This is a genomic window from Clostridium sp. (assembly GCF_036660475.1).
Classification (GTDB): domain Bacteria; phylum Bacillota; class Clostridia; order Clostridiales; family Clostridiaceae; genus Clostridium_J.
Genome location: NZ_JAVXAO010000004.1, coordinates 112,057 through 136,597, shown reverse-complemented (window position 1 = coordinate 136,597; position 24,541 = coordinate 112,057). Strand labels below are relative to the sequence as shown.

The following is a 24,541-nucleotide window of genomic DNA, read 5'->3' as shown; positions in this document are numbered from 1 at the left end:
TAATCCTTTTCAAGATTTTTCTTTAGTTTATATAGAACTTCCAACATCACCACTTATGAAATTTTATTTTCTTCTACTTCTTTATTACCATCTGTAATTTCATTATCACTTTTAATTTCTCCAGCAAGCTTAAATCCCTGTTTTGCAACAAATACTGCAATAATTTCATTGATTACCGCTGCAGCCGCAATAGTTCCTTGAACAATTAATGCTTCCTCAGATTGAGCTCCAAGCATGCCTACTGCTATTGCTGTAAACATAAGTGATACCCCTGAATGTGGTAACAGTGTAAATCCTAAATATTTTTTTACAGTGTCAGGTGCCTTTGATATAACAGCACCCGTATAAGATCCTCCGATTTTACCAATAGCACGAGCCACAATATAAATCGCAGTGTATAATCCTGCACCTAATATTAGATTATAATCTAGGGGCGCTCCAAGATTTAAAATTAACAGTACCATAAGTACTCCTACAATAGGCATTACTGACTCCATTATTTCATGAACTCTTTCTAATGTTACCATATTAGAAAATACGGCTGAAAAAGATATTCCCATAATCATAATGTTAAATATACTTTTACCCATTAAATGATTAATCCCAAGACCAAGAGATCCTGTAATTATAATAAACATAAATGTTACTATGCAAGTATTTCTTTTACTCATAGGTTTTCTTAATACAAACCCTGCTGCTACCCCCGGAATTGCCCCTAATATAATTGGAACTATAATCATAAGAGGAACAAACCACAATGGCAATCCTCCCCCTGATGAACCACTTGCAACAATTCCAATAACCACAAAGAATACAACAACCGCAACCATATCATCTATAGCTGCAAGTGGAATTAGAGTTTTAGTTACAGGTCCGCTAGTGTTATACTCTTTAACAATAGCTAAAGAAGGCGCTGGTGCTGTAGCTAATGCAATTGCTCCAAATACAAATGCTAATGCAACTGGAATACCTGCAAAATAGAAGGTAACCCCAAATGCCAATGACACTGCTACAAAAGTACCTAATGCTTCTGTAATAGTAATTGTAATAATTTGTTTGCCAGATTTTTTAAGTTCTTTCCAAATCAGTTCTGTTCCTATAATAAGACCGATTGCAACCTCTGCAAATCCTTCAATTATATGAAACCACGCACTATCCATAATTGTTGAATTGAACAGATTCATTGCATGAGGACCTATAATCATTCCTGTTATCAGCCACCCTAAAATAGCAGGCAACTTAATTTTTTGTACAATTTTCCCAACTATCATAGCTATCAATATTGATATAGCTACAACCAATAATCCTTTTATCATAACTTTCCTCCTAATCTTTCTGAACTACTCCATAAAACAGCATTTTCATCATTCGAATAAACTCTTTGGCTGATCCTTCCATAAAATTTTCTTCCTCAGTACCGTACAGTTTATATTTTGATAACAAATAATTTGCAAAATCTATACTCGTCCTAATAATTTCATTTTTGTTAACATCCTTTTTAAGTTCGAAATTATCTAGAACTTTTGCTAGAAATAATTCATTGACCTCATTTAATCTTTTTCTTGAATCCTCAATATTTACTACTAAGTAAATCGGAGCATTAAATATCGCTGTATGAAAAATCTTTTTATAATATGGATGCAATCTGAAAAATTCAATTCTACATTGAATATAATTACCTAACATTTCTTCCATTGTTCCACCACTATTATGAATATGTTTCTCAATATGTTCACTTAATTCATCAAAACATTTTTTAACGCACACCATAAAAAGCTCATCTTTACTTACATAATAATGAAATAATAACCCTTTAGAAATTCCGTTATTTTTACATATGCTATTAGTTGATGCAGTAAAATAATCATTTTTACCAAATTCATCTAACGCTGCATTTATAATTTTCTCTCTACTTTGTTGATTTTGCTCTTGTCTTCTATTCATAGCCACCTCCGATAAAATACCTTATCTTAAAATAATACCTTAAACAAACCACCTAGTCAATATTTTACTGCAACCATATGCAATTTTACAATTATTATCGAAATTTTATTGTAAAAATTAACCAAAAGTAGTATTGTTATATTTAGTAATTAATTATAAATATTTCATGTAAACAAGATTAAACAATTAATGTTTAAGGAGAGAAATTTATGCAAAAAAAATCTACTACACTTGCTATTATTGTCTTTTTACTAGGAATTTTCATGGGGGCCATAGATTCTGGTATTGTTTCTCCGGCTAGAACTATAATTGCTAACAGTTTTAGTCTAACTGATAGTATGAGTATCTGGGTTATAACTATTTACACCCTTGCCTATGCAGTATCAATGCCTATTACCGGTAAACTCTCCGATAGATATGGTCGAAAAAAAGTATATATGATTTCTATTTTACTTTTTGCCATTGGTTCACTTATGTGTGGTTTATCTAACTTCTTTGGCAATTATCAATTTTTACTTTTCTCAAGAGTAATCCAAGCTCTTGGTGGTGGTGGAATAATGCCTATAGCTACAGCTTATATAGGTTCTTCATTTCCTCCTGAAAAAAGGGGTACTGCCTTAGGTCTAGTTGGTGCAGTATTTGGAATATCAACAATTATAGGACCTAGCTTAGGTTCATTTGTATTAGACATTGCTGGTCCAAGTAATTGGGGTTATTTATTCTTTATAAACCTACCACTAAGTATTATTATTTTAGGACTCGCTCTTAGTCTAAAGGAAAATAAAAAAGAAGGTCCTTTAAAGAAAATGGATTTACCTGGTTCAGCAATGATAACTATAGTTATTCTTTCACTTATGTATGGATTAACAAATCTAAAATTCCATGACTTAGCTAACTCTGTACAAGATTTACGTGTTTGGCTTTTCTTGTTAATATTCATTATAGCTTTACCAATATTTATTTGGATTGAAAAGAAAGCTGAAGATCCAGTATTAAATCTTAATTATTTTACTAATAGACAAATAGCCTTAACTTTAGTTATCAGTTTTATAGTTGGTTGCGGTTTAATGGGAACAGTTTTCCTACCTCAATTTGGTGAAAATGTCCTTATGATTAAATCTGGCGAGGGTGGTTATTTAATAACAATATTCGCAGTATTTACTGGTATTGCTGCCCCACTTGGTGGAAAAATCATTGATAAATTTGGAGTTAAAAAGGTTCTTGCAACTGGTTTTAGTTGTACATTAGTTGGATCATTGTATCAAGCTTTAGTTACTGCAAGTAACCCAACTTTTATTAATCTCTTCATTGGATTAGTATTAATGGGATTTGGTATGGGCTTTACCATGGGTACTCCTGTTAACTATTTAATGATGTCTTTAGTTCCACCTGAAGAAATTTCATCTGGACAATCTACAGTATCATTAATTAGGTCTATTGGTGTAGCTATATCTCCAAATATCTTAGTTAATTTTATAGCTGATGCTGGAAGCAAAGTACCTGGTGCCATTCAAACAGTATTACCGCCTGTAACAGGAATGCCTTCAGATATATTTACTAGCGGTGCCTCAGTTTCTGCTAATACTTTAGCAGCCTTCCAAAATGCTGATATAACTACAGTATTTAGTACAGTTAAAGATTTTATAAGTACTATGTTTGATAGCCTAAAACCTATGCTATCAAAAACACCTAACATTAACTTTGATGCGTTAAAAACTAATTATATGTCTTCTTTAGACGGTTCAAAAACTGCCATTGAAACAGCTTATCAAACAACTATGAATACAGGTTTCACTAATTTATTTATTGGTGCCGCTGTAATAGCTGCCATAGGTTTAATAGTTACTCTATTCATAAAAGATCAAAAAAAGTCTGCATAAAAATAAAAGAATTACATCTTAACACAAGGTGTAATTCTTCTATTTTTTCATCCTTTAAATAATTTCTATTGAAGTACTCTATTGGATTTTGAATACTTAATATACCCGAACCATTTCTTCTAGGCTTACCTCTAACTTCTTATAATCTTTTACTGGCTCTACTAATAGCTTATTTAATATATTCCATATAGTAATTAAGCAACAAATCCACCATTCGTCCGTAGCTTTTTTCACCATCAGAAACTCCATTTGATTTCAAATAGGTATCATTAACTTTACTTGATAATTCCTCTATTTTACCAGAGTACTTATCCCAAAACTCTATTCGGTAAAGCCTATCTCGCTCCACATTCTCCGATTTCTTTAAGCTAAGCGTTTCATAAAGCTCTAGATCCGCTTCATATAACGCACTGCCAGTATAACTTAATGCTAAGATATATCCAGAGTATTGAAAATCTTTATCTGGGTGCATTGCACTTACTAGAAAAGCTATAAAATTCGCTTCATCTTCTCTTGCATAACCTCTTTGATGTGCCATTTCATGAATAGTAGTCGCTGGTATTGTCATTAATGGTGCATTAACATTTACCCCTGACTGACCAGAGTAAGGAAAGTATATACCTGTTATTCCTGTGTAATTAAAAAACTCTGAAAGCAAAAGTTTCTTCGGTGTTCCAAAGGAACCTTCTAAAGTTTCATACTCTTTTGAAGCAATGTCATATCCTAAGGTAGCTCTTTTTAAAACTGATTTATAGCCACCCTCTACAGTTGCTATATTGTTATCATCTACAGTAATCTCTTCCCTTAATAAATTAGTTTTATCTATTAAATATTCATAAAGCTCACCAAGCTCTTTAACTGTATATTTTTTATTATTCATACCCATACTTTCGTCCAGTGGAACTCTATTATAATTTAATCCCCACAAGATTATGAAAAGAAAATATGAAATTGAAAGAACTACAAAACAATTAAGTAGAAAATTAATAAATTTGTTTTTATGGGCTCTTCTCTCTTTAATGGAAAATCCAAATCTATGATTTGGATACTTGAACTTAAGTGAGATCCTAAATCTTTGATTTAGTATCTGGAGCTTACTTAGTGAATCACTCCTTGGAATAAACTGAGAAGGAGTCTCCTTTATTATCTCAATAAGTGTATATATTAAATAGACAATAAATCCTATAATCGCAGAGATAACAGTTATTTCATACAACGAGAATGGAATAAAGTTAGTAATTGAACTTATAACTTCTATTGTAAATCTATTTATTTTAGACGAATAATATTTTTCAATGAAATTAGGATTAAGCGATGCAATATAATTTAATAATAACGACAATGGAAAAAGCAGTAACAAGTAAATTTTCACTTTGTATCTCTTCATTAAAACACCTCCTCTAGGTTACGACAAGTAGACTATGTAATCACTCTAATAGGGCCTATTGTATCTAATTTCAGAAAAACCCCTATAAGCCATTATCCCTCTTTTACTCTTATGGTAGCAGCTTTTTCATTAACACTTACAAATTCCAATGTTGTAAATATATAATTGTATACTACTAATTATACACTTTTCAAATTGTAGGTTATAACCTTTTCTAAAATTTATCTACCCGTTGTATCTCGTCATTTATCCTAATGGTTACTATATTAATATAACAAACCCACCTGAGTTCTTAAAATAATATCTCAGATGGGTTTGTTTCAATATATATTCAATTTTATTATTAATATTTACTAAGCTATAAGTAGTATATATACTATTTGGAAAGCTAGCATAGCTCCAGCTACTAATAATTGATTTTTAATTACTGTATATTTATCTTTCATCTCTAATATAGCTACTGGTACAATATTAAAGTTTGCAGCCATCGGTGTACAAAGTGTTCCACAGAAACCACAAGTTAATGCTAACATACCAACTATATTTGGATCTAATCCATGTGCTAATACAAATGGTGCACCTATACCAACAGTCATAACTGTAATTGCAGCATATGCATTACCCATTATCATTGTAAATAGTGCCATACCTACAGCGTAAACTATAACTCCTATTACTATATTTCCATCTGGTATCATCCATCCAACTAAGCTTGAAACAACTTCACCAACACCTGACGCTGTGAATATAGCTCCAAGAGAAGCTAGTAACAAAGGTAATATTGATAATGGTCCAACCATATCAAGCATTCTCTTAGCATCATCTAAAAAATCAACTGGTTTTGTTTCTTTAGCCATAACAACAACCATTATCATAGCAACAAAAACTCCCACACCTACTCCAACTAGTGGACTTATATCTGTAAATAGTGCAAATATAATTGCAAAAGCACCCATCATTAATGCGGGAATAAATATCTTATTTCCTATCTTTTTTGCCATTTTATTTCTATGCTCTGGCGTTGCAACCTTGTTTTCACCTGGTAAAACCTTGTTGAATACAGAAGGTATAGCCATAACAACAATAAGTAAACCATTTACCTTGTTTGGAATCCATCTTCCAAAACCTATAACTATAGCCAGTGCAATCCAAAATGTTGCAGTTCCAATTTTTGATTTATGTTCTTTATCTAAAAGTGTTTTAACTCCAACATAAAGTGCAACGAGTCCCATAACAATAAATAATACTTCTAATAATTTATCTGATAATCCAATTTCAGCATTCATAAAGAATGACATACACTTCACCTCTTTCTATTTTTCTTTTGTATCCTTATAGCATTTCTTTGCAATCTTTTTATCTTTTAGTATAAAGTATACCGATGCTAATGCTATTGCCGCTATAGCTACCGGAATCTCTACTTTAGCCATTTCTAAAAGATCTACCTCATAACCTAAATCCTTAAGAGTTGATTGTACTAATAATGCTCCTGAACCTCCAACAAATAAAACTTGTCCAAAGAACCAAGCAATATTCTCCATTGCTGCTGACATCCCTTTCACTTCTTCAAGATGCTCCTCATTTACTTCACCATATTTTGCTTTTATAGCACCCTCTGCCATTGGAACTACTACAGGACGTACAAATCCAGCCGCTCCTCCAACATTTATATCAAATGCTCCTAATATAGTTCTCATCACTCCATAACTAGCTATTACTAATCCAGATGACGCTCTTTTTATTTTTGAAATTGCATTTGCTACAACCTCTTGTAATCCATTTCTCTCTAATGTACCTGTTACAAGCATAATAATAATAAATATACAAATAGTCCTATTGTCTACAAAGCTTGCTCCAAGTATTTCAAAAATTTCTGGAATTGCTAGTCCACCTACAAGTCCTGTTACCAATGCTGATACTAAAACGATAGCGATAGAATTCATTTTCAAAGTAAATCCTACTACTACGATTAAGATACCAATAAGTTTAATCATATTTTTTCCCCCTAAACTTCATTTGTTATTTTTTTAACTTTTATCCTTAAAACATGTTTATTGTTTTATGAAATCTTACCTTCTGCTGTTTTTATGTCTTTGTCATTTGTAATACTAGCTCTAATCGCCGCTTCTATTCCTTTACTAATGTTTTCTACTGACATAGTTGGAGTATTTGAGGCTTTACTAGTAGCTTGTGATGGTGCATATGGAACGTGAATAAATCCACCTCTAATATTGTTATACTTTTTCTTAATTAGATATAGTATCGAATATAAAACATAGTTACATACATATGAACCTGCTGAATATGATAAAGTTGCCGGAATTCCTGCATCTCTAATTTCCTTTACCATAGCTTTAACTGGTAAATTTGAGAAATATGCATTATCTCCATCTTCAAATATTATTTCATCAATTGGCTGTACACCTTCATTATCAGCAATTCTTCCATCTGCCAAGTTTATACCAACTCTTTCAACTTCAATTCCAAAGCTTCCGCCTGCTTGTCCAATTGATATCACTACGTCTGGCTTATGTTTAATAATCGCTGCCTCTAAAACTTCTCTAACCTTGCCAAACACAGTTGGAATTTCTAGTTTAATAACCTCTGCTCCAGCTATTTCTGATGGTAATAACTTTACTGCATCATATGCGGGGTTTTGACTTTCTCCGCCAAATGGATCAAATCCTGTAATTAATACTTTCATTCTTCTCGCCTACCCTTGCTAGTATTTTCATTAATAGATTTATAAAGGACTCTGCGAAATCATTTAATATATACATTTTAAAATGACGCAAATTCGACCTTTTTTTGTCTACTTTTGTATTATACAGAATAATTTATAAGTTTTCAATATTATATTAAATTTTTTTAAATAATAATGGAATCTGTTGTATTTTTTATGTCTTTGCTTCATTTTATTTAATCAATTTGCTTTATTACATAAAATGCCTATTTCCCCTGTTAATACATTAACTTTTACAACAAAAATCCACAACAACACATCTCTGCATTGCTGTGGATTTATTCTTTAATATTATGTATTTTAATTCTTGCGTATCTATTGTTATCTTCTAAGAAATTTTAACCTTGTGACAACTTCGGCAATAACCCTAGTACTGAACTTGCTACTTCTCTTCTAAATTTGATTCATTTTCATTCTTCTTTTTCTCTTTATACGCTGCAATAAAACAAGCAACAGCTAAAATTATTAACGGAGGTACTACAAATGAAATTAACATTATCAATACTCCTGCTATTGACAGTATAAAGCTCTTACTTCCTTTGTAATCATTTTTAATTTTCTTAGCATCAAATTTAAATGATAAGTAAAAAAGAACTATTGATATAATTATAAATGGTGGAAAAACTATAGCTAATAAAATAAGCATTATAGCTATAATTCTAAATATCAATTTCATAAATCCACTATATGTATTAGCTTGTTTATCACTCATATCTTCCCAACCAGAGCGACTCCAATTTTCTGTTTTATCAACTATTTCTTCGCCTTTTTTTCTCATCCTCTCTATACGTTCTTTAGAGTTGGATCTTTTTTCAGATATTTTTAATTTTGACTCTTCAAGTTCTCTTCTTATTTGTTCTGCATTTTTCAAAATAAACGCCCCCCTAAAATTAAGAATAATAATTTTTTTATCATAAGTATAAACATATTATAATACATGAATTCACTGCCTTACAACACGTTTTTTAATAGATAACTCTCTCTCCACACTGGAACTCTCCTTCACGAAGGAGTGATTTCCTTAAAATTCTTTCTAAATATGAATATTAACTTGAATATATTAATCACTTGATTATACAATATAAATAGCCCACGTGAGCTATTAAAATAATTTAGGAGGAGTTGTAAATGAGCGAAAATTACAAGTTTTTTAATCACAAGGATTGTGAATTTTTTCCTTGTCATGATACTAATAAACCTGATGAGTTTAATTGCTTATTCTGCTATTGTCCACTATATGCACTAGGCCCTAACTGTGGTGGAAATCCAAAGTATATTGAAGGCGGAATAAAAGACTGCTCTCAATGTTTATTACCTCATAACAAGAAAAATTATGAGTATATAATGAGTAGATTCCAAGATATAGTTGACGCAACAAAGAAAAAGGACTAGCTACTTTATTAAACATACTCTATTTTAATGAGTTATAACTAACCATAATTAAAGTGTAAGTTGACAGAAATACTTGCCAACTTACACTTTCTCAAATTTTCCTATAGCTATTTTTTCACAACATCTTAACTTTTTATAATTTTAATTTACTTCAATACCCTTAATTGATTTATAAATGCTACAGAATATCCCAAATATTATTCCTGTAACTGGATAAACTATCCAAGAAATACTCCACCCATCATAGATAAATCCCCATATAAGAAATACTGCTGTAGCTAAAGGCCAAATAACACTAGCTACTCCACCTATAAATTTATCTCCTTTACGAGCCTCAATACTGTATTCCGCTTGCTGTAAAAGCTTTTTATACCTTTCAGTACTTCCACCTATATTTATGAAAATATATACCGCTAAAGCAATTACCATAATAAGAATAGACGATCCATAAACATACCCTGAATCCCCAAATGTTCCACCAATAAACAATATAATTGGTGAAAGAATACAAAGACTAACTCCAACAATTACTCCAATAGTCTTGTTTTGCTTCATTGAATCCATTTCTTCCTTTAAGAATATCCTAACTGTAGAATCTAACTTAAAAGCTCCTTTATCTATATACTGATAATTTTCCATTGTAACTCCAACAAAAATAAATAATGCCACTGCCACACCTACAAAAATTAATAATATAGTAACAGGTACAAATGTCGCCTTATCCTCACCAAGAGTGCTAAATATCTTTCCATCCTCTATAAGCTGAATTAAAAACACTAGAATTGCTACTCCTGTCATACACAAGGCTACTCCTATGCTAACAATAAAATTTGCTTTCTTATTAATTCTTAGATATTCCCTAGCCTGTTCCATATCTATTGATACAAGATCATCTTCCAACTTATCATTTCCTAGTTCTATACCAAACTCCCTGATTATCTCATCGATGTTGCCAAATTCAGAAATAACAATTCCTATTGCTTCATTTTCAGACTTTCCATCTAACTTCAGTTCACTATATTTATCTTCCATATTGTTCAAAATTTCAGATTTTAGATTTTTCAATTCCTTTGTCCTTGGTAAAGTTTTAAACATATTCTCCACATAATTAATTATTGTATCCACTTAATCCATCTCCTTAATAAATTTATTTATTACAGTTTTAGTTAATTGCCATTCTTCACATTTTTCTCTGTAAAATTCTTTCCCCTTTGGTGTTATTCTAAAATATGTACGTCTCTTCCCATAGGTTTCAGCTCCAAAATATGCCTCTATGTATCCATTTTTCTCTAGTCTGTTAAATGCCGAATAAAGGGTTGTCTCCTTTATCATATACTCTTCATTTGTTATACCTTTAATATTTTTAGATATTTCATAACCATAGGAATCTCCCTCTAATAGGAGGCTTAGAATTATGGTGTCATTATATCCTCTGATTATATCGCTACTTATCAATTTATCACCTTCTTTTCTTTTAGCATCTTCAAAAATAAATAAGTCAATATGTTGGACTTTTTTTTAGTTATTACTCATCTTCAGATGCCTTATCAACATTTTACTCCATCTAATGCAGTTATTACTTTATCTATCGTAGTAATATCATAACACAACTACTACGACAGGTAAAGTACTTTTTGTAAATTATATTTACTTTCAACTTTAATTACCAAAATACCTCAAAAATTAAAGTGCAAGTTTACAGAAATTCCTGTCCACTTACACTTTAATTTATATATTTTATTCGATTTACATTTGATTTTAACAGATTATAGAACATTTGTTGTAGAAACCACACTCCTGTTTTTTATGGAACAAAAAAATTTAAAGAACATTTATAATTAGCCCCTCAACCTTAATATACTCTAAATATTCTATTACTCCTTGAGACATACTATCTATATTCTTATAATTCTTTACGTTCAACTCCAAAACATAGTACTTTGTTACAATATCTATCAAGTTGCAAAATCCATGAATCAGTCTAACATTTGGGACCAAGCCGGGCAAATCACTACTAATCCTCTGCTCTTCACTCTGGTTAACCTTCCCGTATTCAACTAGTAATTCTCTTTGGATATAACTCAAATCATAGACAAAACCTGGGTTAAATTCTATCAAGTATTGTGGCTTTATAAGTTTTACAATCTGTGAAATGACATCTGCAATTAAAAAATACTCTATATTACTAATACAATATCCCCGTATTGTTAACTTTTCTTTTCTATTATTGCACGTTTCAAGCTGATCACTATGGGATTTATTATCTTGATTTCCTGCGTATAAACTTTTATAAAAACTACTTATCTCCTCATTAGGGGTGATATTAAGACTATTCCACAAAGATGTTTCAAAATTTTTATAATAACTTATAGCCGCAGTTCTATTTCCTATACTGATATAATTTTTCATAATTTTCAGAGCTATTTCTTCATTGTCTGGCTCTATAACAGCCATTTCCTTAAGTATCTCAAGAGATCTGCTATATTCTTCTTTAGTCTCATACCTAGTTGTTAAAGCTCTTAAAAGTTCCATATGTCTATTCTCACACATCATACGATCGAATAAAATCATCTCATTAAACTCATTGCAATTTTTTAGATACCAGCCCTCCATGATATTGCCATGAAATAATTCTCTTACATATAATAAATCATTTATAGATGCTCCGTCAAAATTAAACTCTTTTATATCTATAAGATCACATTCAAAAGGATAATTATCGTTTAAAATACAAGTATCTTTTTCAGATATAATCAAAGTCTCTCCATTTTCGCCTGGAGGAAGTATTTTTTTCAGCAGCCACAGGTTGTACCTTAGATTATACCTAGCCGCGTCTTCTAAACTATCAGGCCACAAATAAAGCATAATTTTATCCTTTGCAAGATAACGTCCCTTATTTGCAATCATCAAATAAATAAGGGCAATAGTTTTATTGCTTAATGTTTTCTCATAATTCTCATCCATGTATTCTATTTTTATTTTGCCTAACAAATTAATCTTTACCATAAAACTATCTATCACCACTCATTAATATTCAATAAATTGGCCATTTTCATAAATTATTTTACCTAGCTTAATAGTTGTCCTAACTTTTATATCCTTAATATTTTCCTTATTTATACTCATAATATCATCATCCAGAACTACTATATCTGCTTCATATCCTATCTTTAAAAACCCTTTTTCATTTTCCTTATTTATGGCATATGCCCCATTGCATGTAAACATTTCAATGGCTTCTATGACCTGAATTCTATGTTGGGGGTTTGAATGATTTACCGCTGCATATATGGCATATATGTAATTTGTTTCTGTAGTGTCACTGTCAGTACCACCACAGATTTTTACTCCACCATCAATAATTTTACGTAAAGGATTTGTATCCTTATACCTATCCCCTAACCTTTGAGAATACATTTTATTAGGACCTCCCCAAATCAGCTCATAAGTTGGCTGCATGGAAAAAATAATCCCTAGCTCCTTAGCCATTTTAATATGTTCATCTGTAGGAAGCTCTACGTGTTCCAATCTATGCCTAAGATTTGTTTTCCCCGTAAGATTTACTGCTCTTTCATGTGCTTTAAGTGCCATATCTATAGCTCTATCACCTAATGTATACAATGCTAGTTGAAGGTTTCTTCTATAACACTGTTCAACCATCATATCTAGTTTATCCTGAGTGAAATTTAAAGTTCCTCTTACACCTTTAGCATCATTATAATCAAAGGATATTGCTGCCGCCCTAGAATTGAAGGTACCATCAACATACAAACTTCCACCAACCCTTTTTAAACCCATCTCTTGTATACGTTCTAAATCAAAGGTTTGAAAAAAGAGCTCCATATCTAGATATACTCTTTTATGTTTTATCACATCATATATAAAAGCTGCATCTCGGTCACAATATACTACACCACCTTCTACAGCATTTACTGTAGTCAGCCCATTGGCTGCAAGGTGTGGCATAAGCTTACTAAGAGCATCTAGACGATAAAAATCATCAATTTCATTTAGAATATTTGCTCTAAGTTGTGCATTTGCATTAAGTTTAAATATTCCCGTTGGCATATTTTTATCATCATACTGTACCCCAACCTGAGTAAATGGAATCTTGTAATATAAAAGACCATAGGTATTTAATGCACTTGTTACATAATCGTAGCTGTTAAGCCACACTGCAGTGTCATTCCAAAACTCATCAATTTCATGTCTGTTTGGCATCCTTTTTTCAATTAAATTATTCTGGTCTATACGTATACCTTTTACATTACTACCTGGATTACTTCTTCCCGCCTCAGCAATTAAATCTCCTATGTCCTTAAAAGATTTAGCCTCACTCAAGTCAACAAAACACCTATTCAGTGCAGTCTGAACCATATGAAAATGGCTGTCAATAAATCCAGGTAGTACTGTTTTTCCTTCAGCATCTATAAGTCTCTCAAAATGATTAATAACATTCTTATACTCATCACCAAAGCCTAGAGCTACAATACGATTATTACTAATCCCTATCCAATTGTAAACAATATTACAATCCATAGATAAACATTTCCCATTAATAATTAGTATATTTACATCCACTAGCTCTCATCTCCTTTAATGTTTGTATAAATATTATACATCATTTTATATGCAAAATAACTATTAACTTTAAACTAATGTTTTCACTAAAAAATCAAAAATTACTTCTGAAGTTTTGTGGACACTGTCTAATGTAACATACTCATCCTCACTGTGATAATTCTCCCCAGCTGCACCAAATATAACTGCAGGTGCATTAATCCTAGTACCAAGATAACAAAAGTCACCTATACTGCTAAAATATGAAATAGATGGTTTTTTATCTGTAACCTTAGTAATAGATTCAATAAACTTACCTACCATAATATCATCTTCAGATACGGTATATGGCATATATCCCTTTGAGTTCTCTGAAGGAGCTTCCCTAAATTTTATTTTATACTGGCACTGAACCCCAGCCCTTTTAATGGCTTCCTCAATTTGTTTTGTAATTGTATCTGGACCTTCACCCACAACTATATGCCAAAACATTTTAATAGAAGCAAAATCTGGAACACTGCATGCCCCACCATCAGAGTTTATTGCCACCACACAACAAGTGCCCTTTCCCAAATGTGGATCTTCCACATATTCAATATTTTTTAACTCTAAAACTACCTTAGCAGCATCTTCAACAGCACTTATTCCATTTTCAGGGGATGCCGCATGAGCTGATTTACCGTAGAACTCTATCTCAAGCCCATAGCCTCCCCTTGCACCTAAACACAAATCTGGAAATGGCTTTCCTGTAAAACCTGCACTTGGCTCAGTGATTATAGAAAAATCCACATCATCTAAGTATCCATCCTCTATTAAAGCGTTGGTTCCCATTCCATAAGGCCCTTCCTCCACTGATACCAAGGATACTTTAATCTTTCCTGCAAAGTCTTTATGCTCTTTAAAGAAATGCTCCACCGCAACCATGATAGATGCACAGCCCGACTTCATATCAAGAGCTCCAAGTCCATACAATTTGTCCTCTATTACTTCTCCAAAGGAATCCTTTGTCCAACCGTTACATAACTTAACTGAATCAAGATGCCCATTCAAACATATAACAGGCCCTGGTTTAGTTCCCTCTAATTCCAATAGTACATTTTGCCCATGATATCCAGTTACCTTATCTTCATGATATTCATGGATAAATGCCTTCATCCCCATCTTGCAGAACCAAGCTTTTGCATATTCCATTATTTCCTGCTCTTCAAAATATGGGCTAGAAATAGAAACTAGTTTTTTCAACAATTCCGTGGTTTCAACTTTATTAATCATATATTTTGCCTTTTCCCTTTTTAAATTTTTTTATATTACAATTCATATTTTCTTTCCTTAAGCTTGTGCATTCTTATTATCTGTTTTTACCTCTTTTTTAAATATAAATATTCCTGTGCAAGCATAGAATATAGATATTAAAGGTACAAGAAGAGCTAAGAATGTATAAGGTAAATAAGCTAATGTATCAACCCCAAGGACTCCTGCAAAATAAACCCCGCATAAACCCCATGGTACAAGAGGTGACGTAACCGTAGCCGAATCCTCACAGGTTCTTGAAGCAACTTTTAAATCTATACCTAGTTTCTTATATGCTGGTAAGAACATTCTTCCTGGTATTAAAATAGCTACATATTGACTAGCAGATAACAAATTAATAATTATACTAGAAAATACATGAGTTATAATTAAGCTTCTTGCTGACTTAGTTATAGCAACCATTTTATCTAAAAGTACATCTAGTACGCCCGCTTTCTCTAGAACTCCGCCATATATCATACCAAGAATAGCTACTGAAACAGTCCACATCATTGACTGAATACCACCTCTACTAAGAAGCTTATCAACGTCTGCTATACCTGTATTCATGATATATCCAGAATCCATAAAGTTTATCATCTCAAGAATTCCATGCTTTTGCATAACTATTGCAATAATCATTCCAACAACACCTGCTATAACCATAGTTATAATAGCATTAACCTTCTTTAAACCAAGAACTATTACTATAGCCATAGGTATAATCGCAACAATTGCATATAATGGTGTTATATTAAAGTTCTGTGAAATTCCATCTAAGATAACCTGAACTGCTGAAGTATCAATACTATCAGCTGAATAACGTAACCCTATTACTGCATATAAAACCAATGAAATTACAAAGGCTGGAATAGTTGTATACATCATACTCTTAATATGATCAAATAAATTTGTTTCACATACTCCTGCAGCCAAGTTAGTTGAATCTGATAATGGAGATAGCTTATCCCCAATTATAGCTCCACTAATAACAGCACCAGCAGTCATATAAGTTGGTATACCTAGTCCTATACTAATTCCAATAAACGCAACTCCAAATGTAGCACCCGTTGTATAACTGCTACCAGTTGAAATAGATGCAACTGAGCAAACAATTGCAACCGTTACTAGAAAAAACGATGGATTAATAATCTGAAGTCCATAATATATAAGCGCTGGAATACTCCCCGCTGCTATCCATGCTGGTATAAGCATACCAATAAGGATCATAATAACATTAGGTACTGCTGCAATTGAACAACCATGCAGTATGCCCTCTTCAATAATTTTCCAAGATGTTCCCGTCACCATAAGTACAAGTGCCGCAAATGCCGTAGAATAAATTAATGTCATACGAATACTTGGGCTTCCTGTAGCAATTACTTGAGCCACCAAAACAACAATTAAGAATAATAAAATTACGAATGATACACCGAAAGATGGTCTCTTAGTTTCATTTTTAGTCATATTATTACCTCCTTTTTTTCAATAGTATCATTTAAACATTTTAACTTATGGTGATAAATTTGTATATTTCAAATATTCTAATATTTTTTTCTAGCAATTTAAACTAATTGCAAAATATTTTTAAACCGCTACTAAACACTTGTTAAACCTTTACTTTTATATGTATTACTAATAACTAGATATACTATCCAAGAAATACCCCATACATCATAAATAAACCCACATATAATAAATACGCCCAAAGCAATCCCACTAACAAGAATAGTCATTTTATAACCATATCATGCTGTTTGCAGTATTTAAAAATGACCCCTGCATGAACAGGAGTCATCTTTTTTAGATTCAATTTATATCTATGATGTATATTTAATATCATTGTATATAATATGGAGAGTTTTATCTGCTTCCTACATTTCCTCTGTTAGTTTAACTATTTCATCAATAATACTTCCAATATAATCAATTGTATCAAGAAGAGGCTTATCAGTAGTTATATCTACCCCTGCCATCTTTGCAAGCTCAACCGGTGTCTTAGATCCACCTGCCTTAAGTACTTTTCTCCAATCCTCTATAGCTGGCTGGCCCTCTTCTAAAATCCTCTTACTCACTTCTGTTCCTATGGTAAGACCTGCACTATATGTGTAAGAATAAAGGCCCATATAATAGTGAGGTTGTCTCATCCATGTAAGCTCTGCCCCATCTATTATTTTCACATCCTCACCCCAGAATTTTTCAAGGACATCCTTCTTAATTTTACTAAGGGTTTCAGCTTGAACACTTCCACCTGCATCAATTACTTTGTATACTTCCCTTTGATAAGCAGCTTCTAACAGGTGAGTAACAAAATTATGATAATAAGTGTTTGAGATCATTGAAGATAACACCCATCTTCTAAATCTCTTATCATCACTAGATTTTAAAAGATAATTTGCCATAAGAAGTTCATTCATAGTAGATGGTGCCTCAACAAAATACATTGAAACATCTGTATCAAATATATTTTGTGCTTCATTACAAAGGCTAAAGTGTCCTGCATGTCCGAGTTCATGTGCTAGCGTAAATACCTCTGACATCTTCTCACTCCATGACAATAATATAAAGGAATGACTTCCATATGGTGATGAACAAAATCCACCTGTGGATTTCCCCTTATTTTGTGCAAAATCAACCCATCTTTCACTATATGCCCTTTTAACCATATCTAAATAATCATCACCTAAAATAGCTAAGGCATCTTCAATATACTTTTTAGACTCTTCAACAGTTACATCTGGATCATACTCAGGGTCAACTGTAATCTTCAAATCTGCAAAAGTCATTTCCTCTAAACCATGTATCTTTTTAAGCAGTCTTGCATACTTTCTCATATGAGGTGCAAGATTCTCCATTATTAAATCTATCTGCCTATCATATAAATCCCTTCCAACTTGCTGCGGGAACAATAAACTGTCAATCACTGAATCAAAGCCCCTTAGGCTCGCCATGGTTTTTTCCTTCTGTACTTGAAGCTGATATGCCGTAGCGGTTGTGTTCTTATATTCTCTTAACTTATTAGAGAATTCATTAAAAGCAGCCCTTCTAACCTCTGTATCCTTTTCATACTCATAATTATTTTCATAAAGCGAATAACTAAGTGGATGAGTTTCTCCATTAACCTGAAAACTCTTAAAATCCATATCAGCAAGCTTAGCCTGCTCATAGATTTTATAAGGCCCTTGTAATGTTTCAGATAAAGCTGCCAACACTCTTTCTGCCTCTGGATGAAGTGCATGAGCCTTGCTTCTTCTCTTTTCTTTTAAATAATTGCTATTTTCTTTAGATGAATTTATAGCGGCATCAAGAACCTGATCATCTGCCTCTATTATTTCACTATCAACAAAACTAAGACCACTTTCAATTTCAGCAATTAAATTCATTGTCTTAGAACTTCTATCTTGATTTTCATTGTTTGTATAGTCTACTGCCACTGCAAGCTCTGCATAATTCACTGTTAATACCATAACTTTATATAGCTCTCTCAGTTCATCTAAGCACCCATTAATTGTATCTGCAGTATTCAATTTCCCTCTATACTCTTGTTGTATTTTTTGTGAAAGTTCACTCATCCTTTTAACATCATTCTGAAATTCTTCCACCGTTCCATAAATAGCAGATAAATCCCAAGTCATCCCTGGGTCTACATCTTTTCTTTCAAGTAAAACTTTTCCCATTAACATTACCCCCTTCTAGATATACCTACAACTTTATTATAGTATTTATTGGGTATGATTTCCACGTTATAATGTTTATTGTTTGATATATATTTTATGCAATCTATTTTTTAATTTAAACAAGATATATTATTTGAAACACTTACTCATATGAACTATAAAATGGAGCTAGATTGTCATACTGACTTTCTGGCTCCATTTTTTATTTACATACCTCCAGTCAAGGAGATAAAGATTTGAATTTAATGCTCCCCAATTTCACTTTTCTCAAAATTCTCCACAAATCCATGTAAAAGCTTATTAATAGGCTTCTTAAGCACAATTGCCATTATTAACCCTAAAGCAATGTATATTAATAAGATTATAATATCTCTACTTAACACAGTTTGAACTACTCCGCCTATTGCTTCCCTAGAGAAGGATATGGCATATGTGAATGGTAGATACGGATTTATGACTTGGAAAAACTTTGGTGTTAATTGTATTGGGAAGGTTCCTCCAGATCCTGCTACTTGAAGAACCAAGAGTATTATACCCATAACCTTACCTACATTTCCAAAGACAGATACTAATGAATACACAATAAACGTAAACACAATACTTGTAAATACATTTCCTGCTACAAATAGTGCTGGATTTGCACAGGTTATTTTTAATAAATATAAATCTCCTAGTGCCACTATTAATCCTTGAATAGCTGCAATAGTTGAAAATAGTAATAGCTTACCAAAGTACACTTCATGTACTTTATATTCTCCTTTTGAATTTACTGTTAGTATGGAAACTAAAAGTAATATTCCTACCCATAAAGATAGTACAGAATAAAATGGTGTCATAGCTGTACCATAGTTAGCTATAGGGAATATTTTATGCTCTATAATGTTTACTGGATTAGATAAGAAATCGCTTCTTTTTTGCACATTAGCTTTTAATAGGTCAATAATTTCATTTAGTTCCTGGTTATTATCTATTTCTCCTATTTTTTCTGTTAAATCATTAATCATCTCTTCTGATTTTGGAAGAACTTCTTTTACATAATCTAAACCTTCTATACCATTTCCCACACCTTTATAGGCAATGTTTAATATATCTTCTACCTCAGGTAGTTTATTTTCTGCTTCTTTTAATATTAAAACAGCATTTTCTGCCACCTCATATCCCTTATCAAAAATTTCATTTAACTTTGGAATAATTGTAGTATCAAAACTATTGTATATCTCTGATGTTATGGAAGATACCCTGTTAGATAGAGTTATTACATTGTTTAAAAGACTCAAATCTGGCTTTATTCCGTTTATAGCATTGTCCTTTGCTGTATTTAATGATTGTATTGCATCATTTAAGGTATTACTAACAGTTTGCAAATCACCAATAAGCTTATCTAGCGGCTTTAAAGGGCTTAGTTTGTTTAACTTTCCAAGAAGATTTATTAATGATTCTGTTATGTCTTCCATACCATTAACCTTACCTATTAAGCTATCTATCATTTCAGGAACTTTTTCAGAACCAGAGTTAATTGCATTTATCACACCTTCAGTGTATTTTGAAACATCTGTAGATATTTCATTTATTATGTTAATATCATCTTTTATTATTGGTGCTATTTTATTTACTCCATCCTTTGATCCCACTAAAAATTCTTCTATACTCGAACTTAACCCCTCTGCATTTTTAATAGTATCTTGAATTAGTGGTATATCTTTTTGTATTTCTTTTATTAATTCATCTAATTTTGTTGCACCATCATATGCCAAATCTGTTGTTTCATTTATGCCATTAAACTTACCCTGTAACTCTAATAGTGAATTATGTAATGTTGATATTTTAGGAATTTGATTTTCCAGCTCTATTCCAAGACTATTACCAACTCCAAAAATGGCATGACTAACTGCTTCTACTACAGCCTTACTTACATTTTCTTGTACACCTGTAGCCCCTTTATCTGTTAATTTTGGTGCTATGGCATTTATTTTTTCATTAACTTCATATATTATTTCCCCTTTTTTCACTTCATCTGTAACTATTGAAGTTAAGTCTTTAGAGAAGTTTTCAGGAATAGTTATCATTGCGTAATATTTTCCGTTTTCTACAGAATTTTTAGCATCTTCCTCACTAACAAATTGCCACCCTAAGCTTTTATTATTTTTAAGCTCATCAATAACTTCATTACCTATGTTTATTTCTTTATCCTTTAAGGTAGTTCCATCATCATTATTTACTACCCCAATTTTTATTCCACTTGTTGCCTCCTCTGAATATGGATCCCAGGATGCCGCTATATTAAACCAAGCATATAGGGAAGGTAGTATGCAAAGTGCTGCTATAACAATTATTGCTGCATAACTAGAAAACACTCTTTTTAAATCATCCTTATAAATTTTGAATACATTCTTCATCTTACTGCGCCTTTCATAAATTAAAACTTATTTTTTCTTACGTTTTTTTAATTTCGTTAACTCTACATTGTATTTTTCTTAATTACATTAATTTTTTCGTGAACTCTATCTAAAAGTTCTAATAACTTACTTGTCTCTTTTTCATATCTATCTATTGCTGCCCCATCTTCTTGATTTTTGTACTCAACAGAGTTTCCACTTCCTATCCACTCTATTACTGCCGTTTTACTAAACCTCCACTCTCTACCAATCTTTCTAGCCGGTATGTTTTCTTCCTGCAAAACCTTTATCATAGTCTTCTCACTTACATTTAAAAGCTCACAAACTTCTTGCATGTTTAATATTTCCTTCTCCAAAACTTCCTCTCCTTGCATGTCCTATAATTTATTACTTATTATACTCTTTTTTTTTATTTTTACAACCCATAACTGAAATTGGCATCATTTTGACTTACTTTAACATCACTTTAATCCCTTTGTTACTTTTAAAAAAGTTTTTGTATACTAGATACTACCATGTATATCAACTCCCTTCTAATAACAAATATGAGTGTATGGCTTTTTATCATAAAAAATAAACAGACAAGATTTTAATTCATCTCATCTGTTTCATTTAATATGCAAATTTAGACTAGAAGGATTTACACACCTAGTGTCATCGCTAGAGTACCTTTGACTTAAGCTTGCCACTTTATGTATTATAATTAATCTTTACACGTTTAATAGAACCCCACTTAGTTTTCTTTCCTCTATAGAATAAAATAGCAAATATTCTTGTCCATGCCATAATAAAACGTAATACTATATTTTCAGGAATACACAATAAAAATGCTTTAATAACATCTATAAATTTTATTTTCTCATTACTTAAGAAGTTCCTTGTAAGAAAGGAAATTACCGTAAGCATTGAACCAAATAAAGCATATACTAAGAAGAACATTATCATAAACTTTATATTTAATAAACCAAAAGCCATTGCAAGAAGTGTTACAGCCATGCCCACTAACTCTACAAATGGAGATAAAAGCTCATAAATCAAATAGTACCAATAGCTTCCTGATGTAAGTAAGCTTTTATGCTGGGTAAGGCTTTGCAAAAGTCCAATGTGCCATCTTTTTCTTTGCTTTATTAAATCACGAAGCCTTTCCGGTGCTTGTGTCCAACATACGGCATCGTAAGCATATTTAATTTTATATGGTAATTTATTTGAACGATAGTAAGAATGAAGCTTCACAATAAGCTCCATATCTTCTCCCATGGAGGTTACCTTGTAGCCACCTACAGAAATAACCGCATCTTTTTTAAATAAACCAAAAGCTCCTGAAATAATCAGGTTTGCATTAAATTTATCTAATAAAATTCGAGAAGCCAAAAACGAACGTTCATATTCTAACACTTGCAGTGCAGGAATCAGCTTTTTAGGCAAACGTAATTGAACTAATTTTCCATTCTTAAAAACACTGTCATTTGAAATCCTGATCATACTTCCTACTGCAACAACATTTTGATTTTCAAGAACAGGAACAGCTATTTTCCTAAGGGAGTCTTCCTGCAGAATAGAGTCTGCATCCATACAAACAAAGTAAGGATATTTTGATGCATTAATCCCCATGTTTATAGAATCTGCCTTTCCTCCATTAACCTTATTTATCACGGTAATCTGAACTTTATTCCCTCCGACATTCTCATAAACCGCAATTGCATCTTTACACTGAAGCTGTCTTCTTATTGGTCTTTTAACTGCCTGCAAGTTAAAAGTATTTATTACAGTATCTAAAGTTTTATCCTTTGAACCATCATTAACAACAATAATTTCATAAATTTTATAATCTAGATTTAAAAGTGATTTAATGGTTTCTACAATAGTTAACTCTTCATTATATGCAGGTACAATAACACTTATTGGTACATAATAATCATGATTAATTTCATTTCTCAACTTTTTCTTCTTTATATTTTCAAATAGTTCATTTCCTCCTGAAACAACCGATACAAACAAAAATGTGGAATACCCCAAAAGGTAGATAACAAAAAATATTTCTACATATATTAAGATTGTTTTTACCGTTTCAAGAGTAAACATTTCTTGTAAAAAACTAAACATAGTTTTCCCCCTTATTTACATACCGCTACAAAGTCACCTTCAATTTCTTTACTTTCAATTTCTTCACCATTAAGGATCTCCACAGTATTCATAATATAGGCTGACATTTCCAGGTCATCTTTATATTGATACAACAGTGCTTCATTGGCATACTTATCCTTAATGAATAAAATGTTGCAAATATCCTCTTTACTTATATTTTGGTCATGAAGATAAGACACAGCATTTGTTCTTACATACCAGTTTGAACTTATAATCTTGGCTCCAACTAAGGATTTCACCCGTGAATCACTATAATGTTTTAAGCCTTGTATTGCAAGCATATGCTCAATCCACACATCATTGTTCCTTTGTAAAATATCTATAAATACTTCTTTTGATTTTATATCTGGATATTTTGCAAAATATCTCATTGCAGAATATAAAACTTGTGAATCTGCCTTCTTATTTTTCAAAATATCTATACATATCTCTGAAGCATTAACATTTTTCAATCTAAAATAATCCAGCAAGCTTTCTTGAACACTTGGAGAGTACTTGTAAAATTTATACTTAATCAATTCATTTAACTGGTCATAATTACCACTAAAAGTCAATAATCCATCAACAAACAGCTTCTTATGATAGAATCCATTCCTGTCATTAACCTTTTCAATTCCTAAGGACATAAGGTTGTGGTCTCCAAATCTATAAATTGCATTCATCGTGTTTGTAAATGTATAAAGAGATTTACTATCTAAAAAAGTTATGAATTTTGAACAGAAGGTATAATCTGCTTTATATTTGCTATAATCAAGTTTTGAAATAACATAGGTATAATAGGCCTGCTCATAATCTGATTTCTCTTTATAATTTTCAAGCTCATCAAAGATAAATGGACGTAGTTCTAAGGAAATCTCTTCCCTAAAGTTTTTTACATCTTCTAATTGGTTTTGTAAGATAACTAAATTTCTAGTTTTCTTTATCTTTTTAGGTAACTGTTCCTTAAAGGCATTACTTAATCCATTTCCTTTGCTATACCCTTCAAATTCATTTTGTATGATTATTTTGAATTTATCGTCTTGTGGATAATATTTATGGTTTCTAGTATTCTTAACTACTAAAAATCCAATATCAAAAATCAATAGCATCACACAAAGAAATATATAACTTTCAATAATAATATTCAT

General features: G+C 31.7%; 20 protein-coding genes. 2 read left to right on the top strand and 18 right to left on the bottom strand.

What is annotated here, in order from left to right:
* Window positions 1-53 precede the first annotated feature (53 nt).
* Window positions 54-1,316 (bottom strand): cation:proton antiporter, encoded by a 1,263-nt coding sequence (locus RSA29_RS07625; RefSeq protein ID WP_346943439.1) that lies wholly within the window; start codon window positions 1,314-1,316, stop codon window positions 54-56.
* 10 nt (window positions 1,317-1,326) lie between these two features.
* Entirely contained in the window at window positions 1,327-1,944 is a 618-nt protein-coding gene (locus RSA29_RS07620; RefSeq protein WP_346943438.1) for a TetR/AcrR family transcriptional regulator, read from the bottom strand.
* 209 nt (window positions 1,945-2,153) lie between these two features.
* Between RSA29_RS07620 and RSA29_RS07615 the strand changes: the two genes are divergently transcribed.
* The gene (locus RSA29_RS07615) at window positions 2,154-3,824 is read left to right on the top strand and encodes an MFS transporter (RefSeq protein WP_346943437.1); all 1,671 of its coding nucleotides are present in this window, start codon (window positions 2,154-2,156) and stop codon (window positions 3,822-3,824) included.
* 169 nt (window positions 3,825-3,993) lie between these two features.
* Here RSA29_RS07615 and RSA29_RS07610 read toward each other — a convergent pair whose 3' ends face one another.
* The 5 genes from RSA29_RS07610 to RSA29_RS07590 form a co-directional block, all read right to left on the bottom strand.
* A complete protein-coding gene (locus tag RSA29_RS07610; RefSeq protein WP_346943436.1) occupies window positions 3,994-5,211 on the bottom strand; it encodes a DUF3810 domain-containing protein in 1,218 nt (405 codons plus the stop codon).
* A gap of 353 nt (window positions 5,212-5,564) precedes the next feature.
* On the bottom strand, window positions 5,565-6,509 hold the full coding sequence (locus tag RSA29_RS07605) for a DUF979 domain-containing protein (protein ID WP_346943435.1): 945 nt from the start codon (window positions 6,507-6,509) through the stop codon (window positions 5,565-5,567).
* 15 nt (window positions 6,510-6,524) lie between these two features.
* The gene (locus RSA29_RS07600; RefSeq protein ID WP_346943434.1) at window positions 6,525-7,205 is read right to left on the bottom strand and encodes a DUF969 domain-containing protein; all 681 of its coding nucleotides are present in this window, start codon (window positions 7,203-7,205) and stop codon (window positions 6,525-6,527) included.
* A gap of 65 nt (window positions 7,206-7,270) precedes the next feature.
* The gene (gene pcp, locus RSA29_RS07595; RefSeq protein WP_346943433.1) at window positions 7,271-7,915 is read right to left on the bottom strand and encodes a pyroglutamyl-peptidase I; all 645 of its coding nucleotides are present in this window, start codon (window positions 7,913-7,915) and stop codon (window positions 7,271-7,273) included.
* A gap of 421 nt (window positions 7,916-8,336) precedes the next feature.
* Window positions 8,337-8,825, bottom strand: coding sequence for a hypothetical protein (locus tag RSA29_RS07590; RefSeq protein ID WP_346943432.1), 489 nt, complete (start codon window positions 8,823-8,825; stop codon window positions 8,337-8,339).
* 257 nt (window positions 8,826-9,082) lie between these two features.
* On the opposite strand from RSA29_RS07590, the gene RSA29_RS07585 reads away from it, so the two are divergent.
* Window positions 9,083-9,346 (top strand): cysteine-rich small domain-containing protein, encoded by a 264-nt coding sequence (locus RSA29_RS07585; RefSeq protein ID WP_346932139.1) that lies wholly within the window; start codon window positions 9,083-9,085, stop codon window positions 9,344-9,346.
* Between the two features lie 141 nt (window positions 9,347-9,487).
* Here RSA29_RS07585 and RSA29_RS07580 read toward each other — a convergent pair whose 3' ends face one another.
* The 11 genes from RSA29_RS07580 to RSA29_RS07530 form a co-directional block, all read right to left on the bottom strand.
* On the bottom strand, window positions 9,488-10,471 hold the full coding sequence (locus RSA29_RS07580) for a permease prefix domain 1-containing protein (protein WP_346943431.1): 984 nt from the start codon (window positions 10,469-10,471) through the stop codon (window positions 9,488-9,490).
* Window positions 10,472-10,801: a PadR family transcriptional regulator gene (locus tag RSA29_RS07575; protein WP_346943430.1), complete on the bottom strand. Its 330-nt coding sequence runs from the start codon at window positions 10,799-10,801 to the stop codon at window positions 10,472-10,474.
* 366 nt (window positions 10,802-11,167) lie between these two features.
* Complete coding sequence (locus tag RSA29_RS07570; RefSeq protein WP_346944396.1) at window positions 11,168-12,310, bottom strand: BTAD domain-containing putative transcriptional regulator; 1,143 nt, start codon at window positions 12,308-12,310, stop codon at window positions 11,168-11,170.
* A gap of 63 nt (window positions 12,311-12,373) precedes the next feature.
* Window positions 12,374-13,927 carry an amidohydrolase gene (locus RSA29_RS07565; protein ID WP_346943428.1) on the bottom strand — a complete coding sequence of 518 codons (1,554 nt, stop codon included), beginning with the start codon at window positions 13,925-13,927 and terminating at the stop codon, window positions 12,374-12,376.
* Between the two features lie 69 nt (window positions 13,928-13,996).
* On the bottom strand, window positions 13,997-15,178 hold the full coding sequence (locus RSA29_RS07560) for a M20/M25/M40 family metallo-hydrolase (RefSeq protein ID WP_346943427.1): 1,182 nt from the start codon (window positions 15,176-15,178) through the stop codon (window positions 13,997-13,999).
* A gap of 57 nt (window positions 15,179-15,235) precedes the next feature.
* On the bottom strand, window positions 15,236-16,663 hold the full coding sequence (gene nhaC, locus RSA29_RS07555; protein ID WP_346943426.1) for a Na+/H+ antiporter NhaC: 1,428 nt from the start codon (window positions 16,661-16,663) through the stop codon (window positions 15,236-15,238).
* A 407-nt stretch (window positions 16,664-17,070) separates the two neighbouring features.
* A complete protein-coding gene (pepF, locus tag RSA29_RS07550) occupies window positions 17,071-18,873 on the bottom strand; it encodes an oligoendopeptidase F (protein WP_346943425.1) in 1,803 nt (600 codons plus the stop codon).
* 242 nt (window positions 18,874-19,115) lie between these two features.
* Window positions 19,116-21,269, bottom strand: coding sequence for a YhgE/Pip domain-containing protein (locus RSA29_RS07545; RefSeq protein ID WP_346943424.1), 2,154 nt, complete (start codon window positions 21,267-21,269; stop codon window positions 19,116-19,118).
* A 62-nt stretch (window positions 21,270-21,331) separates the two neighbouring features.
* A complete protein-coding gene (locus tag RSA29_RS07540) occupies window positions 21,332-21,625 on the bottom strand; it encodes a helix-turn-helix domain-containing protein (protein WP_346943423.1) in 294 nt (97 codons plus the stop codon).
* A 334-nt stretch (window positions 21,626-21,959) separates the two neighbouring features.
* Window positions 21,960-23,372 (bottom strand): glycosyltransferase, encoded by a 1,413-nt coding sequence (locus tag RSA29_RS07535; protein WP_346943422.1) that lies wholly within the window; start codon window positions 23,370-23,372, stop codon window positions 21,960-21,962.
* Between the two features lie 11 nt (window positions 23,373-23,383).
* Complete coding sequence (locus RSA29_RS07530) at window positions 23,384-24,541, bottom strand: hypothetical protein (RefSeq protein WP_346943421.1); 1,158 nt, start codon at window positions 24,539-24,541, stop codon at window positions 23,384-23,386.

Excerpts from the sequence above, each read along its gene's own strand:
- RSA29_RS07545 (WP_346943424.1), bottom strand. The coding sequence starts at position 21,269 with ATGAAGAATGTATTCAAAATTTATAAGGATGATTTAAAAAGAGTGTTT.
- RSA29_RS07625 (WP_346943439.1), bottom strand. The coding sequence starts at position 1,316 with ATGATAAAAGGATTATTGGTTGTAGCTATATCAATATTGATAGCTATG.
- RSA29_RS07600 (WP_346943434.1), bottom strand. The coding sequence starts at position 7,205 with ATGATTAAACTTATTGGTATCTTAATCGTAGTAGTAGGATTTACTTTG.
- RSA29_RS07615 (WP_346943437.1), top strand. The coding sequence starts at position 2,154 with ATGCAAAAAAAATCTACTACACTTGCTATTATTGTCTTTTTACTAGGA.
- RSA29_RS07530 (WP_346943421.1), bottom strand. The coding sequence starts at position 24,541 with ATGAATATTATTATTGAAAGTTATATATTTCTTTGTGTGATGCTATTG.
- RSA29_RS07620 (WP_346943438.1), bottom strand. The coding sequence starts at position 1,944 with ATGAATAGAAGACAAGAGCAAAATCAACAAAGTAGAGAGAAAATTATA.
- RSA29_RS07570 (WP_346944396.1), bottom strand. The coding sequence starts at position 12,310 with ATGGATGAGAATTATGAGAAAACATTAAGCAATAAAACTATTGCCCTT.
- pepF (WP_346943425.1), bottom strand. The coding sequence starts at position 18,873 with ATGGGAAAAGTTTTACTTGAAAGAAAAGATGTAGACCCAGGGATGACT.
- RSA29_RS07560 (WP_346943427.1), bottom strand. The coding sequence starts at position 15,178 with ATGATTAATAAAGTTGAAACCACGGAATTGTTGAAAAAACTAGTTTCT.
- nhaC (WP_346943426.1), bottom strand. The coding sequence starts at position 16,663 with ATGACTAAAAATGAAACTAAGAGACCATCTTTCGGTGTATCATTCGTA.
- RSA29_RS07610 (WP_346943436.1), bottom strand. The coding sequence starts at position 5,211 with ATGAAGAGATACAAAGTGAAAATTTACTTGTTACTGCTTTTTCCATTG.
- RSA29_RS07585 (WP_346932139.1), top strand. The coding sequence starts at position 9,083 with ATGAGCGAAAATTACAAGTTTTTTAATCACAAGGATTGTGAATTTTTT.
- RSA29_RS07535 (WP_346943422.1), bottom strand. The coding sequence starts at position 23,372 with ATGTTTAGTTTTTTACAAGAAATGTTTACTCTTGAAACGGTAAAAACA.
- RSA29_RS07605 (WP_346943435.1), bottom strand. The coding sequence starts at position 6,509 with ATGTCATTCTTTATGAATGCTGAAATTGGATTATCAGATAAATTATTA.
- pcp (WP_346943433.1), bottom strand. The coding sequence starts at position 7,915 with ATGAAAGTATTAATTACAGGATTTGATCCATTTGGCGGAGAAAGTCAA.